Genomic DNA, 14,657 nt, shown 5'->3' with positions numbered 1-14,657 from the left:
ATGGCAGAGTATTACATCGGCCTGATGTCGGGCACCTCGCTGGACGGGGTCGATGGTGTTCTGGTGGAGTTCTCTGGCGCCAAGCTCCGCATACTGGCACGCTCATCCCATGCATTTGACGCCCAGTTCCGCACCGAACTGCTGGCACTCAACAGCCCGTCAGACAACGAATTGCACCGAGCTGCCCAGGCTGGCAACCAGATTGCCGCAGCCTATGCCCAGGTGGTCAACCAACTGCTCGGGCAAGTAGCCTCCTCGGCAAATAACACGATCAAGGTCAGCGCCATTGGCGCCCATGGCCAGACCGTGCGCCACCAGCCCCACAGGACATCCAGCGAGGCATCGGGTGCGGGCTACACGCTGCAACTCAACAACCCGGCCCTGTTGGCCGAACTGACCGGCCTCACCGTGGTGGCTGACTTTCGCAGCCGCGACATCGCCGCCGGGGGCCAAGGTGCGCCGCTGGTGCCAGCGTTTCACCGACATGTGTTTGCCCAGGCCAACACCATGGTGTCGGTGCTGAACCTGGGTGGCATCGCCAACGTGACGGTGCTGCCCGCCAATCCGGACAAACCGGTGCTGGGCTTTGACTGCGGCCCAGGCAACGCCTTGATGGATGCCTGGTGCCAACAGCAGACCGGCCAGTCTTTTGACACCGGTGGCGCCTGGGCCGCCAGCGGGCAGTGCCTGCCCGAGCTGTTGGCACTGCTGCGTGACGAACCTTATTTCAACCAGGCCCCACCCAAAAGCACGGGCCGTGACCTGTTTAGCCTGACCTGGTTACAAAACAAACTGCAGGGGTTTGCCAGCGCACGCGGCCAGGACATCCAAGCCACCCTGACAGAATTGACCGCCAGCGCTTGTGTGGATTGCATCAACAACTATGCAAAAGAGAGCAAGTTGCTGGTTGTGTGTGGCGGCGGGGCCTTCAACACCGAGCTCTTGAGGCGTCTACAGGCCGGACTGCCTCAGCTGCAGGTCGACACCTCGGACCGGCACGGCCTGCCTGCGCTCGACGTGGAGGCGGCCGCTTTTGCCTGGCTGGCACGCCAGGCCATCCAGCGCCAACCAGGCAACCTGCCCAGCGCCACCGGTGCGGCAGGCCCCAGGGTCCTGGGGGCCATTTACCCAGCCTGAGCAACAACCAGGCGTAAAAAAACCGCCGGGCAAGGCGGTTTTTTGTGCAGACAGGGCTCTTGATCAGGTCGAAAAGCTCGAGCCACAGCCACAGGTGCTGGTGGCATTGGGGTTCTTGATGACAAACTGGGCGCCTTGCAGGTCTTCCTTGTAATCAATCTCGGCCCCGACCAGGTACTGGTAACTCATGGCATCGATCAACAGCGACACACCGTTTTTGGTCATGGTGGTGTCGTCATCATTGACAATTTCATCAAAGGTGAAACCGTACTGAAAGCCAGAGCAGCCACCGCCCTGCACAAACACACGCAACTTCAGATCAGGGTTGCCTTCTTCAGCAATCAGGTCAGCCACCTTGGCGGCCGCGCTGTCGGTGAACAGGATCGGGGCGGGCATTTCGGTTTGAATGGCTTCGGCAACAGCGCTCATACAGGTCTCCAGGAAATTGAGTGGGGCAATCCTACAACAAGTTGATCAACAGCAGGCTCACGGATTGTTTGCCGTCAATTTGAGTGTGGGCTTTTCCTCCAGCAGCTCCTGCACATCGTCGACGATGGGGCACAGACGTCCGTCCACCATGGCACCCTGGTGCATTTCGAGTATCTTGTAGGTCACATCACCCGTGATACGTGCTTTGGGCTGCAGCTCCAGCAAGACACGGGCATGCACCGGCCCGCGTACCTGCCCGTTGACAATGACATGGTCCGCCAGCACTTCTCCGGTCACCACCGCCGACTCCGAGATCACCAAGATGCTGGGCTGCTCCGCCACACCAGTGACATTGCCCCGGATCTCACCATCCACACGGGAGCCGTCGCTGAAACTGAAATTGCCATCCAACTGGCAGCCCTGGGCAATCAGACTTTTGATGGGCGGTTGCTTCTTTTTATTGAACATGAGACACCTTTTAGGGGATGGGGATGGTTTGCTGCGCACGCACAGTTTGCCCATTCAGCACTTTGACGGTGACCGATTTCACCAACGTCTGTGCAGGCGGCGAATACACCCCCTCAACCCGTCCGTATTGTTTGATTTTGACATTCAGAGCACCACCGACTGGGCTGCCCGTCCAGGCTTTGCCATCGGCCAAGCCTGCAAACACCAGCTCCAACCGACCTTCAAATTCAACCGGGTTTTTCACCCCTTGAATCACCAACACCTGCCACTTGAGATCACCAGAGGCCAAGCGCTCCGCCTGCAGTCCACGGATGGCCAGTGCGCCTGCGTTGCCGTCCACGGTTGGGATCAACTTCTCAAAAAAACCCAGATCATCCTTGAGCCGTTGGTTCTCCAACATCAATTGCCGGGTGGTCTCGGTCAGCTTGTCGCTGGCGACCTTGGCCGTGGTCAGCACCGTGTCGGCCGTATTGGCCACCGACTGGGCCTGATCACGCTCTGAGGTCAGGATCTCGATGCGTGCTTTGAGGGTTTCGTTCTCGAACTGCAGCTGTTGCAGTTGCGCCTTGCTGCCGTGGTCGACGCCAGCGATGTCCTTGCCAAGTTCAAACGCCCACAGGCTGATGGCGGCGCAAAATCCTGCCACCAGCGCAAACACCGCCCAGCGAAAGGGCCAAGGCAGCGCGCTGCGCACCGCCATGCGTGGCGCACTGACGGTGAGTCGTCGCATCAAAAGTTTGAATCGCATCAGGCTGACCCGGACATCAAAATGCAAACAGCCGCCAGAACTTGCATCCAGGCGGCTGTTGTGATCGAAGCAGAGATTAACGCTTGGAGAACTGCTTGCGACGGCGAGCACCGTGCAAACCGACCTTCTTACGTTCCACTTCGCGGGCATCGCGGGTCACGAAACCGGCTTTGCTCAACTCAGACTTGAGAGTCGCGTCATAGTCGATCAGGGCGCGGGTGATACCGTGGCGCACTGCACCTGCTTGACCCGACTCACCGCCACCAGCCACATTGACCATGATGTCAAAAGTTTCGGCGTGGTTGGTCAGCATCAGGGGCTGCTTGCAGATCATGATCGAGGTTTCGCGGCCAAAGAACTTTTGAATGTCCTTGCCGTTGACGACGATTTGGCCGGAGCCCTTCTTCAGGAAAACGCGGGCGACGCTGGATTTGCGACGGCCGGTACCATTGTTCCATTCACCAATCATGTGAGCTCCTTAGATTTCCAACACTTTGGGTTGCTGGGCAGTGTGCGGGTGCTCTGCACCACCGTACACCTTGAGCTTCTTGATCATGGCGTAGCCCAGGGGACCCTTGGGCAGCATGCCCTTGACGGCTTTTTCCAAAGCGCGGCCAGGGTGCTTGGCTTGCATGTCACGGAAGTTGGTGGAGCTGATGCCACCAGGGAAACCGGAGTGGCTGTAATACATTTTGTCGAGGGACTTGGCACCGGTCACGCGCAGTTGAGCTGCGTTGGTCACGATGATGAAGTCGCCGGTATCGACGTGAGGCGTGTAAATGGCCTTGTGTTTGCCGCGCAAACGGAGAGCAACTTCGCTGGCTACTCGTCCGAGGACCTTGTCGGTCGCGTCAATCACAAACCACTCGTGCACGACCTCAGCGGGTTTTGCGCTGAAAGTTGACATGAGATTTCTCTTTTCTACAGAGGGTTTGGAGGGCTCTTTTCCACGGTCGGCGTTCTTCTGATGAGAATCTCTTAGGTGGGAAATCACTCGGTACACGGCCCGTTGGGACGCTACTGAGACGCTTCGCCGCGGAGCCACAAAAGCGCTGCGAAGCCGAGCATTATACAAATTTCCTGGGCAACGCGGTAACATCGACGGATGTTCAGTTATCGCCACGCCTTTCACGCCGGCAACCATGCCGATGTTCTCAAGCACACTGCCTTGCTGGCGGTGCTGCGCCACATGACCCAAAAGGACACGGCGCTCAACGTGTTTGACACCCATGCCGGAGCGGGCTTGTACCGGCTCGACGGTGATTACGCCCAGACCAGCGGCGAAGCAGCCGATGGTTACCTGAAGCTGCTGGCCGCCCTCGCGCCCACGGCCTCTACAGAAAAAAAGCCGCAAGCCCCCGTCCCCCAAGGGCAGGTTGCTACGGATAGTGCAGCAACCAAACCTGCCGCCATCAAAAGCGCCAAGCCAGCCGCCGTGGCGTCCGCCTTGCAAGACTACCTGGACCTGGTGGCCAGCTTCAACAAAGCCGGCAGCCACAAGGTGTACCCGGGCTCACCTTTCATCATCCACCACCTGCTGCAGGAGCGTGACCGGGATCGCCTCAAGTTGTTTGAGATCCACCCGACCGATGCCAAAACCCTGGGCGCCAACATCGCGCAGCTCAATGCCGGACGCTCGATCGCGGTACTGCAGGAAGACGGGTTTGAGGGGCTCAAGAAGTTTTTGCCGCCACCGTCGCGCCGGGCACTGGTGCTGTGTGACCCGAGCTACGAAATCAAGAGCGACTACCCGCGTGTGGTGGACATGCTGACCGACGCGGTCAAACGTTTTGCTACCGGCACCTACATGGTGTGGTACCCAATCATCCCGCGGCCCGAGGCACATGACCTGCCACGCAAACTCAAGACCCTGGCCAACCGCGAAAAACTGCCCTGGCTCAACGCCACCCTGACCGTCAAATCCAGCAAGCTGGGCCACGACGAGGCCGGTGAGGTGGTGCGTCCTGGCCTGCCCGCCAGCGGTGTCTTTGTGATCAACCCACCACACACACTCAAAGCAGCGTTAACTGCAGCATTGAGCCAGGCCGCACAGCATCTGGCGCAGGGCAAACACAAGGCGTTTGAGGTGGAATCGGGCAACTAGCTTAGGGCCAGCTGCGAACCTGATCGGTCGCCGCCCAGGCGTTGTTGAACCAGGCATCACCCTGCAGATAGGCCTTGAGCATGGGCAAGGCGTCCAGGCCCCAGAACAATTTGCCATCCACCTCGAAGGTGGGCACCCCGAACACCCCGTTGGCGATTGCATCGTCGGTATGGGCGCGCAACTGGATTTTGACCAGCTCTTCATTGGCATCACGCTTGGGGGCCAGCTGCCCGGTCAGCGCCTGCAGGCGGTCTGCATCCGCCGCATCAGCCCCCCCTTGCCAGACATGGCGAAAAATCGTTTCGCACACATAACGGTTGGGTAACCCAGAGTCGCTGCAGGCCAGCGCCAGACGCAACAACGCTATCGGATTGAACGGATGCTGCGCTGGCAGTTGCAGCTCCAGCCCGTTTTGCCGCGCCAGCCACAACACATGACGGTAGGTCCATTCGCGTTTTCCGGGGATCTCGGCCGGACCCAGCTGGCCATGGTGTTTGAGCAGCGCGGCGAACAACACCGGTTTGTAGCTGACGCTGTAACTCTGCCCCGTCAGCGCCTCGGGCAGAGTCTCAAACGCCAGATAAGCGTAGGGCGAGATGAAGTCCAGGTAAAACGTGATGTGTTTCATTGACTGTACTGCGCCAGGCGCGCCTCGATGTTGGCCCAGATGGTTAGGCGTTGTTGGCTGTCCGCGTTGCCCCATACGCGGATTTCGTCCAGGGTGCGCAGGCAGCCCTGGCACAGTGCGGTGTCCTCGTCCATCTGGCACACCGACAGACAGGGCGACGGCACAGGATTGGGGTCATTTTGGCCTCTAGCCCTTATATCCAAAGCGCTAACAGCTAAAAACTTCATAGCATTCTGAGCCAACATCAAAGCACCTCCTGCAGCGCAATGTCAACGATGGGCGCGCCGGTCAGATGCGCCAGGTCATCGGGATGCAACTTGAACACCCCGTGCGGGTGGCCCGCTGCGGCCCAGATCTCTTCAAAACGCAGCAGGTCGCGGTCGATCAGTGTCACCGGCGCTGTGGCATGCCCCACCGGCGACACCCCGCCAATCGAAAAGCCGGTGCTGGCTTTGACAAAGTCGGCGTCGGCGCGGCCGAGCTTCTGGCCGTCGGCACACACCAGCGCCTGCACCTTTTTTTCATCAACACGACGGTCCCCCGAGGTGATGACCAGCACCGCAGCGGCGTCGGGTTTGCGCTTGAAGATGATGCTTTTGGCAATTTGTCCGAGCTGGATGCCCAGCGCGTCAGCCGCTTGCTGGGCGGTGCGGGCCGCGTCACTGAGCATCACCGGCGCATGCGGGTGGCCTTTGTCGCGCAGCACCTGGGTCACGCGTACCACGCCCTCAGGCAGGGGTTTGGAAACAGATGGGTTCATGATGTCAGCCGTTGGGTGAACAGCGCTTTGCCAGCGCGTGAGTTGCTTGGGCGGCCCAGGTAGTCGCTGATGAACTGGCCCGCGTTGATGAGTTGGTCCAGATCAATACCGGTCTCGATGCCCATGCCGTGCAGCAGGTAAACCACATCTTCGGTGGCCACATTGCCGGTGGCGCCCTTGGCATAGGGGCAGCCGCCCAGACCGGCCACCGAAGCATCAAACTGCCAAACCCCCATCTGCAGACAGATCAGGGTGTTGGCCAGCGCCTGTCCGTAGGTGTCGTGAAAATGGCCCGAGACCTGGTTGATGTCAAAGTGCTTCAGAGTCGCCTCCACCGCACGCTGCACTTTCAAGGGGGTGCCAACCCCAATGGTGTCGGCCACACCCACATGCTGCACCCCAATGCCTTTCATGAGGCCGGCCAGATAGTCCACCCGTTCGGGCGCGATGTCACCCTCGTACGGGCAGCCCACGGTGCAGCTCATGGCGCCGCGCACCGCAATGCCTGCAGCACGCGCTGCGGCCACCACTGGCGCAAAACGATCGATGCTCTCAGCGATGCTGCAGTTGATGTTTTTCTGGCTGAAGGCCTCGCTGGCGGAGCCAAACACCACAATTTCATCGGGCTTGGACAACAGGGCAGCCTCAAAACCTTTGAGATTGGGCGTGAGCACCGCATACCGCACGCCCGGCTGACGTGTGATGCCCGCCATGACCTCGGCGTTGTCGGCCATCTGCGGCACCCATTTGGGGCTGACAAAACTGGTGACTTCGATCTCTTTCAGGCCAGCGGCCTGCAGGCGGTGCACCAGCTCGATCTTGACCGCACCGGGCACCAGCTGTTTCTCGTTTTGCAGGCCGTCACGTGGGCCCACATCGACCAGTTTGACGCGGAATGGGTAACTCATGGGTGGCTTCTCAGTCTTGCAATGTTGGGCTTCAATAACCTCGGGTGGTGTCCACGATACCGGCAACCGGCTCACCGTGCTGCAGTGCGGCCATCTTCTGAGTGATCTGTGCAATGCTGTCCGTGACCAAGGTACGCGCCGAGGTGTGTGGTGTGAGGGTGATTTTGGGTTCGCGCCAGAACGGGTGCTCGGTCGGCAGCGGCTCTGTGCGAAACACATCGAGCAGTGCGCCAGAGAGGTGACCGCTGTGGATGAGCGCGAGCAGGTCCTCGTCCACCAGATGGGCGCCACGCGCCAAGTTGATGACATAGCCCCCGGCTTGCAGGCGGCTGAGCCGGTCGTGATTGAGGATGTTGAGCGTGTCGGGGGTGAGCGGCAGCAGGTTGACCAATACGCGGCTGCTGGCCAGAAAGTCGTTGAGCTGCGCCGCACCCGAAAAGCCGCGCACACCGGGAATCGGCTTGGGTGAGCGGCTCCAGCCGCTGACCGGAAATTCAAAGTGGGCCAGCGCCTGGGCCACCCGTTCGCCCAACACACCCAGGCCCATCACACCCACCGGGAACTCGCTGCGCTGACGCGGCTTGTAGTAGGTCCAGTGGCCGACGCGGGCATCGTTGTCGTAGGCATTCAGGTCGCGAAAGTGCCGGATCACACCCTGGCAAACGTACTCGGCCATCTGCACCGCCATGCCCGCATCTTCCAGACGCACCACCACGGCCTGGGGCGGCAGGCGCAATTTGAGCAGCGCGTCCACCCCGGCGCCGATGTTGAACACCGCCTGCAGCTGTGGCTGCTCGTCAAAAAACTGTTGGGGTGGCGCCCAGACCACCGCGTAGTCGGCGGGTGCGGCGCCGGGTTGCCAGACGGTGACCTCGGCCTGCGGAAAACTCGCACGCAAACCGGCCAGCCAGGGCTCAGGCTCGGTGTTGGTGCAGCAAAAAGTGATTTGAAAGGTCGACATAAATACTCTAAATTTGATAGCTACTTACTGTTTATTGATAAGGACTTCATCCCAAAAATTCACACAAACTCAACTGCAAAGTGAAAATCAGACAAACTTTTTAGTTAACTTCAACTTCTGCACTGCATTGACCAATTACGACGGGACAACCGGTAAAGCATTTGTCGGCGCAATGGGTTGCCCTCAGGCACCAACGGATGATCGAAGTCGTCAGCGGATTCACTGGACATCCCCAGTTTCGCCATCACGCGACGCGAGTTGTGGTTGGATGGCACGGTATTGGCGACGATCTCCGGCAGCCCCAGATGCTCAAATCCGAATTGGAGCGCCGCCCCGGCAGCCTCTGGGGCGTAACCCTGGCCCCAGAAGCGGCGTGCCAGGCGCCAACCAACTTCCACAGCAGGTGTGAAATGTGCTTTGTAAGAGATACGCAGCAGACCAGCCGCCCCCAAAAAGGCACCCGATTCTTTGGACTCAATGGCCCAAAAGCAAAAGCCGTTTTCTGCCAAACGCGTTTGTTGACGATTGATCCAACCCGCGATGGCCTGCGGTGAGGCGAAGGGCAGAAGATGCGCCATAACTTCTGGATCCACTGACATCGCAGAGAAAGGGGCGTGATCCGAATCTTGCCAAGGACGCAAGATGAGGCGTGTTGTTGTCAGCACTTTCGGGCCTAGCCCAGTCATTGCGGGTTCTTGCATGGCACTATTGTCACGAGAGTCACGAGACTGGGTCGATGTTAGACGAGGTAGATCAGCGCCAGTAGCGAAATAGATGCAGGAACCACATGGTCGCGTGCACCCTTTCCCGCCACCCAAAACAACCTTACGTTGTCAGTCACACCGCAGCCACACTCAGCCGGAGCAACTCCGCGCCCTCCACCACCTGATCACCAGGGGCGTAAAGCAGCTCGGCCACCACACCGTTCACTGGCGCGGTGATGGTGTGCTCCATTTTCATCGCATCCATCACCGCCAGTGGCTGGCCCCGGGTCACAGCATCCCCCGCCTGCACGGCAAACGACACCACTTTGCCCGGCATCGGCGCGGTCAGGCGGCCCACTTCGGCAGGCGCCTCACCTGCGTGCAAGAGCAAATCAATCGATATGATTTGTGCAGCACCCTGCGCAGTGAATATATGGGCTACCTCGCCTTTTCTATACACATTCACAAGTATTCGCTGGCCGCCAAACTGCAGGTCAATGCCTTGTGGTGTGGGCGTGAAACTGAGCAAACCCGCTGTATCACCCACCTGCAAGGACAGCGCGTCGTCGTGTAAATACGTCAGCCCGGCCAACACCTGCTGGCCACCAAACTCAAACACAAAGCGGCGTGTGAAAACACCATGGCTGCGCCAGCCATCCGTCCTGCTGAAGGGGTCTGCCGTTTCGGTGGCCCGCTCATCGATCAGGGTCTGCGCCACATCGGCGGCCGCCGCCAGGGCCAGGCCCACACGCTCCTGACAGAACAACACAGCCGCCTCGCGCGGGATCAGGCCGGTGTCGAGATTGGCCAGGGCAAACGCATCACTCTGCAGCACATGCCGCAAGAACTGCACATTGGTGCTCAGGCCAACGATGTGGGTGTGCGCCAGTGCGGTATCGAGCTGGGCCAGCGCGTGTTCGCGGGTATCACCATGCACGATGAGTTTGGCCACCATCGAGTCGTAATACGGGCTGATGGCATCACCCTGGCGCACGCCGTCATCAAAACGCACCGGGCTGACGGTGAAACTGCTGTGCGCGGGCTTGTGGTAGACGTCCAGGCAGCCAGTGGCGGGCAAGAAGTTGTTGTCGGGTGTTTCGGCGCAGATGCGCGCTTCAATCGCGTGGCCGGTGATGCGCAGCTGATCCTGACGCAGCGGCAGCGGCTCGCCACAAGCCACGCGCAGCTGCCATTCGACCAGATCCAGGCCGGTGATGGCCTCGGTGACCGGGTGTTCGACTTGCAGCCGGGTGTTCATCTCCATGAAGTAGAACCGCATGTACTCGGGCCGCTCGTAACCACCGGGCTGCTCGACGATGAACTCCACCGTGCCCGCCCCCACATAACCCACCGCCCGCGCAGCGGCCACAGCCACCTCACCCATGGCGCGACGCAGCTCGGGTGTCATACCGGGCGCCGGGGCTTCTTCAAGCACCTTCTGGTGGCGACGCTGCACCGAGCAGTCGCGCTCGAACAAATACACATAGTTGCCCAGCGTGTCACCAAACACCTGGATTTCGATGTGGCGCGGGTTCTGCACGTATTTTTCGATCAGCACGACATCGCTGCCAAAGCTGTTGAGGGCTTCGCGCTGACAGGATTCGAGCGCGGTTTTGAAGTCCTCGGGCCCCTCCACCACCCGCATGCCCTTGCCGCCGCCACCGGCGCTGGCCTTGATCAAGACGGGATAACCGATGCGATCGGCCTCGTACTGCAGCAGCGCCGCGCCCTGGGCGGCACCGTGGTAGCCGGGCACCAGAGGCACACCGGCCTTCTCCATCAGCTGTTTGGATTCAGCCTTCAAACCCATGGCCTGGATGGCCGATGCGGGCGGACCGATGAACACCAGCCCTGCCGCCGCGCAGGCCTTGGCAAAATCCTCGTTCTCGCTCAGGAAGCCGTAGCCAGGGTGCACCGCCTGGGCGCCAGTGGCCAGCGCGGCGTCGATGATGCGCTGCCAGCGCAGGTAGCTGTCCTGGGGCGCGCTGCCGCCGATGTGGACGGACTGGTCACAGGCGGCCACGTGTTTGGCGCTGGCATCGGCGTCGGAATACACCGCCACGGTGTGTATGCCCAGACGGCGCGCGGTGGCAGCCACCCGGCAGGCGATCTCGCCTCTGTTGGCGATCAGGATTTTTGTGAACATCTACGTCTCCTTGGCACCACCGCCAAATGATCAAAAAAGTGGACAACTGCCCCGACTAACTGAGCCAGGACGGCTTGCGTTTGGCCAGGAAAGACGACACCCCTTCCCTGCCCTCGTCACTCGCGCGGATATCGGCAATACCGGCCACCGTGCGTGCGATCAAGGCCGCGTCAATGTCTTGGCCAGCCACCTCGTGCAGCAGCGTTTTACAGGCCTTGACAGCATTCGGGCTGGCATTCAACAGCGACTGGGTGAGTTCCGCCACTTTGGTGTCGAGTTGGTCGGCGCTCACCACCGCATGCACAAACCCAATGCGCAGCGCCTCTGCCGCATCAAAGCGCTCGGCCGTCAGGAAGTAGCGGTGGGCGGCCCTTGCGCCCATGGCGCGGATCACGTAGGGGCTGATGGTGGCGGGGATCAGGCCGAGCTTGACCTCGCTGAGGCAAAAGCCTGCGGTGTCCACACTCACCGCCATGTCGCAGGCCGCCACCAGGCCCAAACCGCCCGCATACACGTCACCCTGGATGCGTGCCAACGTCGGCTTGGGGCAGGTATAGATCACCCGCAGCATCTCGGCCAGTTGCCCAGCATCGGCCAGATTCTCGGCATGGGTGTAGTCGGCCATCCGGAGCATCCAGTTCAGGTCGGCACCGGCGCAAAAAGCCGGGCCCTCGGCGGCCAGGACGATGGCACGGACCTGCGGGTCCTGGCCCAGAGTGGTGAAGGCCTGGGTGAGCTCGGTGATCACCTCGTCGTTGAAGGCGTTGCGGACCTCGGGGCGGCTCAGGGTGACGGTGGTCGCCACACCGGTTTGAATGTTTAATGTGCTCATGTTGGGTTTCTTTGTGGCGCTGATCACATCCGGAACAAACCGAACTTCGTGTCCTCAATTGGCGCGTTGCGGCTGGAGCTCAGACCCAGCGCCAGCACACGTCGCGTGTCGGCCGGGTCGATGATGCCGTCGTCCCAAAGGCGGGCGGTGGCGAAATAGGGGTGGCCTTGTTCCTCGTACTGGCGGCGGATCGGGGCTTTGAAGGTTTCTTCGTCCTCCATGCTCCACTGGCCACCTTTGCCTTCGATGCCGTCGCGCTTGACGGTGGCCAGCACGCTGGCGGCTTGTTCACCGCCCATGACGCTGATGCGTGCGTTGGGCCACATCCACAAAAAGCGTGGGCCAAACGCGCGGCCACACATGCCGTAGTTGCCCGCGCCAAAACTGCCACCAATGATGACGGTGAATTTGGGCACCGCTGCCGTTGCCACCGCGGTGACCATCTTGGCTCCGTGGCGGGCGATGCCTTCGTTCTCGACCTTGCGCCCGACCATGAAACCGGTGATGTTCTGCAAAAACACCAGCGGGATCTTGCGCTGGCAACACAGTTCAATGAAATGCGTGCCTTTGAGCGCCGACTCGCTGAACAAAATGCCGTTGTTGGCGATGATGCCCACCGGCATGCCTTCGATGCGCGCAAAACCGGTGATGAGCGTGGTGCCAAAACGCGCTTTGAACTCGTCGAAGTCCGAGCCGTCCACGATGCGGGCGATGATTTCGCGCACATCAAAGGGTTTGCGAGTGTCGACCGGGATCACACCGTACAACTCATCTGCTGCGTATTTGGGAGCTACTGGACATTGATCGACGAGGGTTTGAGGCTTTTTTTGATACAAATTCCGGACCGATTGCCGCGCCAGCGCCAGCGCATGCATGTCGTTTTGCGCCAGATGATCGGCCACACCCGAGAGGCGGGTGTGCACGTCACCGCCGCCCAGGTCTTCGGCGCTGACCACCTCGCCGGTGGCGGCTTTGACCAGCGGCGGGCCACCCAGAAAAATCGTGCCTTGGTTCTTGACGATGATGGCCTCGTCACTCATGGCCGGCACATAAGCGCCGCCTGCGGTGCAGCTGCCCATGACCACCGCAATCTGCGCGATGCCCTGGGCACTCATCTGCGCCTGGTTGAAAAAGATGCGGCCAAAGTGGTCGCGGTCGGGGAACACCTCGTCCTGATTCGGCAAATTGGCGCCGCCGGAATCGACCAAGTAGATGCAGGGCAGCCGGTTTTGCTGGGCGATCTCCTGCGCCCGCAGGTGTTTTTTGACCGTCATCGGGTAATAGGTACCGCCTTTGACGGTGGCGTCGTTGCAGACGATCATGCAGTCAACACCACTGACGCGGCCAATGCCCGCGACGATGCCCGCGCCTGGGGCGCTGTCCGAGCCGTCTCGGTCTGGGTACAGCCCCAGGGCCGCCAGCGGCGCAATCTCCAGAAACGGCGTGCCGGGGTCCAGCAGCATCTGAACCCGGTCGCGCGGCAGCAGCTTGCCACGCGCTGTGTGCTTGGCCCGCGCCGCCTCTCCGCCGCCAAGGGCGACCTGCGCGATCTTGGTGTTCAGATCATCCACCAGGCCACGCATGGCCAGGGCGTTGCGCTGGAAATCGGCAGAGCGGGTGTTGAGTTGGGTGTCCAGTACAGGCATGGTTGTCCTTCACAAAGGCAGCAGCGACCCACACGCGATGTGCAGGTGCGCCAGCATAGGCCGATGCGTCGGTTTGCATCAGCCACTCAGGTTGCAAATGCTGCCAACTGTGGTGATACTGTGAGGCATGACCACCCACACTGATGCCAAGCCACAGGTTCGCTCCATCACCCCTGGCCGAGCCGCAACGGCGCTGACACCCATCGCATTTGTCAAGGCCATTGTGTTGGCCTACAGCCGCGCTGGTATGGACCCATCGCAGGCCCTGGCATCGGCACAAATTGCGCCAGAACTTCTGGAGAATCCGGCAGCACGCATCACCGCCGCGCAGATGGAAAGCATCTCGGGGCTGGCCATGCAGGAACTCGATGACGAAGGCCTGGGCTGGTTCAGCCGCCGCCTGCCCTGGGGCAGTTACGGCATGCTGGCACGTGCCTCCATCAGCGCGCCCAACCTGGGAGTGGCTTTAAAACGCTGGTGCCGCCACCACGGGCTGTTGACGAACGACATCACTCTGAGTCTGTCGGTCAGCGGTAACAGCGCCAGACTGAGCATCACCGAAAACCGCGATCTGCAGGATTTGCGCGAGTTCTGCCTGGTGTCGGTGCTGCGCAACATCCATGGGCTGGCCTGCTGGCTGATCGACTCGCGCATCCCTTTAAGCGGTGCACAGTTTCCGTTTGAGCCGCCAGTGCACCAGGCGGTGTATTCAGTGCTTTTTTCGGCGCAAGCCTTCTTCTCATCAGGGCCAGCCGCTATCGAATTTGATGCGATGTACCTGACGCAACCGCTGCGCCGCGACGAGGTCGCTTTGCGCCAGATGCTCAAACGCGCGCTGCCGCTGACCGTGCTGCCCTACCGGCGCGACCGCCTGCTGGTGCAACGGGTGCGCCAGGCGCTGAGCAGCCAGCCCGAACACAGCCACAACGCCGAGGATCTGGCCGCGCTGCTGCACCTGTCCACACGCACCCTGCACCGCCAGCTCAAGGACGAAGGTGCATCCCTGCAAGCGCTCAAGGACGAGGTGCGCCAGGCACGCGCCATCGACCTGCTGCAACGCAGCGGCCGCCCGATCAAACAGGTGGCGCAGGCGGCCGGGTTTCAGAACGAGAAAAGTTTTATCCGCGCCTTCAAGGGCTGGACCGGGCAGTCGCCCGATCAGTTCAGGCGCGCCGGGCCTTAAAAC

At 60.9% G+C, this 14,657-nt stretch carries 17 protein-coding genes; 3 read left to right on the top strand and 14 right to left on the bottom strand.

Annotation, left to right across the window (positions count from 1 at the left end):
• Positions 1–1,137 carry an anhydro-N-acetylmuramic acid kinase gene (locus KKO72_RS08585; protein WP_214937355.1) on the top strand — a complete coding sequence of 379 codons (1,137 nt, stop codon included), beginning with the start codon at positions 1–3 and terminating at the stop codon, positions 1,135–1,137.
• A gap of 63 nt (positions 1,138–1,200) precedes the next feature.
• Here the strand turns inward: KKO72_RS08585 and erpA are convergent, their stop codons facing one another.
• The 5 genes from erpA to rplM form a co-directional block, all read right to left on the bottom strand.
• Positions 1,201–1,566 carry an iron-sulfur cluster insertion protein ErpA gene (erpA, locus tag KKO72_RS08580; RefSeq protein WP_078366574.1) on the bottom strand — a complete coding sequence of 122 codons (366 nt, stop codon included), beginning with the start codon at positions 1,564–1,566 and terminating at the stop codon, positions 1,201–1,203.
• 57 nt (positions 1,567–1,623) lie between these two features.
• Positions 1,624–2,034 carry a polymer-forming cytoskeletal protein gene (locus KKO72_RS08575; RefSeq protein WP_078366575.1) on the bottom strand — a complete coding sequence of 137 codons (411 nt, stop codon included), beginning with the start codon at positions 2,032–2,034 and terminating at the stop codon, positions 1,624–1,626.
• A gap of 10 nt (positions 2,035–2,044) precedes the next feature.
• On the bottom strand, positions 2,045–2,764 hold the full coding sequence (locus tag KKO72_RS08570) for a hypothetical protein (protein WP_251140544.1): 720 nt from the start codon (positions 2,762–2,764) through the stop codon (positions 2,045–2,047).
• A gap of 94 nt (positions 2,765–2,858) precedes the next feature.
• Positions 2,859–3,251: a 30S ribosomal protein S9 gene (gene rpsI, locus KKO72_RS08565; protein ID WP_078366577.1), complete on the bottom strand. Its 393-nt coding sequence runs from the start codon at positions 3,249–3,251 to the stop codon at positions 2,859–2,861.
• A 9-nt stretch (positions 3,252–3,260) separates the two neighbouring features.
• A complete protein-coding gene (gene rplM / locus KKO72_RS08560) occupies positions 3,261–3,689 on the bottom strand; it encodes a 50S ribosomal protein L13 (RefSeq protein ID WP_078366578.1) in 429 nt (142 codons plus the stop codon).
• A gap of 198 nt (positions 3,690–3,887) precedes the next feature.
• Between rplM and KKO72_RS08555 the strand changes: the two genes are divergently transcribed.
• Positions 3,888–4,886: a 23S rRNA (adenine(2030)-N(6))-methyltransferase RlmJ gene (locus KKO72_RS08555; RefSeq protein WP_214937351.1), complete on the top strand. Its 999-nt coding sequence runs from the start codon at positions 3,888–3,890 to the stop codon at positions 4,884–4,886.
• Between the two features lies 1 nt (position 4,887).
• Here the strand turns inward: KKO72_RS08555 and KKO72_RS08550 are convergent, their stop codons facing one another.
• From KKO72_RS08550 to KKO72_RS08510, 9 genes are all read right to left on the bottom strand, one after another.
• Positions 4,888–5,514, bottom strand: coding sequence for a 2-hydroxychromene-2-carboxylate isomerase (locus KKO72_RS08550; RefSeq protein WP_214937349.1), 627 nt, complete (start codon positions 5,512–5,514; stop codon positions 4,888–4,890).
• Entirely contained in the window at positions 5,511–5,759 is a 249-nt protein-coding gene (locus tag KKO72_RS08545) for a DUF1289 domain-containing protein (RefSeq protein WP_251140543.1), read from the bottom strand. Before KKO72_RS08545 ends, KKO72_RS08550 begins: the two co-directional genes overlap by 4 nt.
• Positions 5,759–6,274, bottom strand: coding sequence for a YbaK/EbsC family protein (locus tag KKO72_RS08540; protein ID WP_214937347.1), 516 nt, complete (start codon positions 6,272–6,274; stop codon positions 5,759–5,761). The genes KKO72_RS08545 and KKO72_RS08540 overlap by 1 nt, the downstream gene beginning before the upstream one ends.
• Entirely contained in the window at positions 6,271–7,182 is a 912-nt protein-coding gene (locus KKO72_RS08535) for a hydroxymethylglutaryl-CoA lyase (protein WP_214937345.1), read from the bottom strand. The genes KKO72_RS08540 and KKO72_RS08535 overlap by 4 nt, the downstream gene beginning before the upstream one ends.
• Positions 7,183–7,213: 31 nt before the next feature.
• Positions 7,214–8,143 (bottom strand): glyoxylate/hydroxypyruvate reductase A, encoded by a 930-nt coding sequence (locus tag KKO72_RS08530; protein ID WP_214937344.1) that lies wholly within the window; start codon positions 8,141–8,143, stop codon positions 7,214–7,216.
• A 110-nt stretch (positions 8,144–8,253) separates the two neighbouring features.
• Positions 8,254–8,844, bottom strand: a complete 591-nt coding sequence (locus tag KKO72_RS08525; protein WP_251140542.1) for a GNAT family N-acetyltransferase — start codon at positions 8,842–8,844, stop codon at positions 8,254–8,256.
• Between the two features lie 136 nt (positions 8,845–8,980).
• Positions 8,981–10,993, bottom strand: coding sequence for an acetyl/propionyl/methylcrotonyl-CoA carboxylase subunit alpha (locus KKO72_RS08520; RefSeq protein ID WP_214937342.1), 2,013 nt, complete (start codon positions 10,991–10,993; stop codon positions 8,981–8,983).
• 55 nt (positions 10,994–11,048) lie between these two features.
• Positions 11,049–11,825: an enoyl-CoA hydratase/isomerase family protein gene (locus KKO72_RS08515; RefSeq protein WP_214937340.1), complete on the bottom strand. Its 777-nt coding sequence runs from the start codon at positions 11,823–11,825 to the stop codon at positions 11,049–11,051.
• Positions 11,826–11,848: 23 nt separating this feature from the next.
• Complete coding sequence (locus KKO72_RS08510) at positions 11,849–13,471, bottom strand: carboxyl transferase domain-containing protein (RefSeq protein ID WP_214937339.1); 1,623 nt, start codon at positions 13,469–13,471, stop codon at positions 11,849–11,851.
• Between the two features lie 127 nt (positions 13,472–13,598).
• Between KKO72_RS08510 and KKO72_RS08505 the strand changes: the two genes are divergently transcribed.
• On the top strand, positions 13,599–14,654 hold the full coding sequence (locus tag KKO72_RS08505; RefSeq protein ID WP_214937337.1) for an AraC family transcriptional regulator: 1,056 nt from the start codon (positions 13,599–13,601) through the stop codon (positions 14,652–14,654).
• Positions 14,655–14,657 lie beyond the last annotated feature (3 nt).

The organism is Rhodoferax sp. U11-2br (assembly GCF_018619435.1).
In the GTDB taxonomy this organism is placed as follows: Bacteria; Pseudomonadota; Gammaproteobacteria; order Burkholderiales; family Burkholderiaceae_C; genus Rhodoferax.
This window is presented reverse-complemented; position numbering and strand designations above follow the sequence as displayed.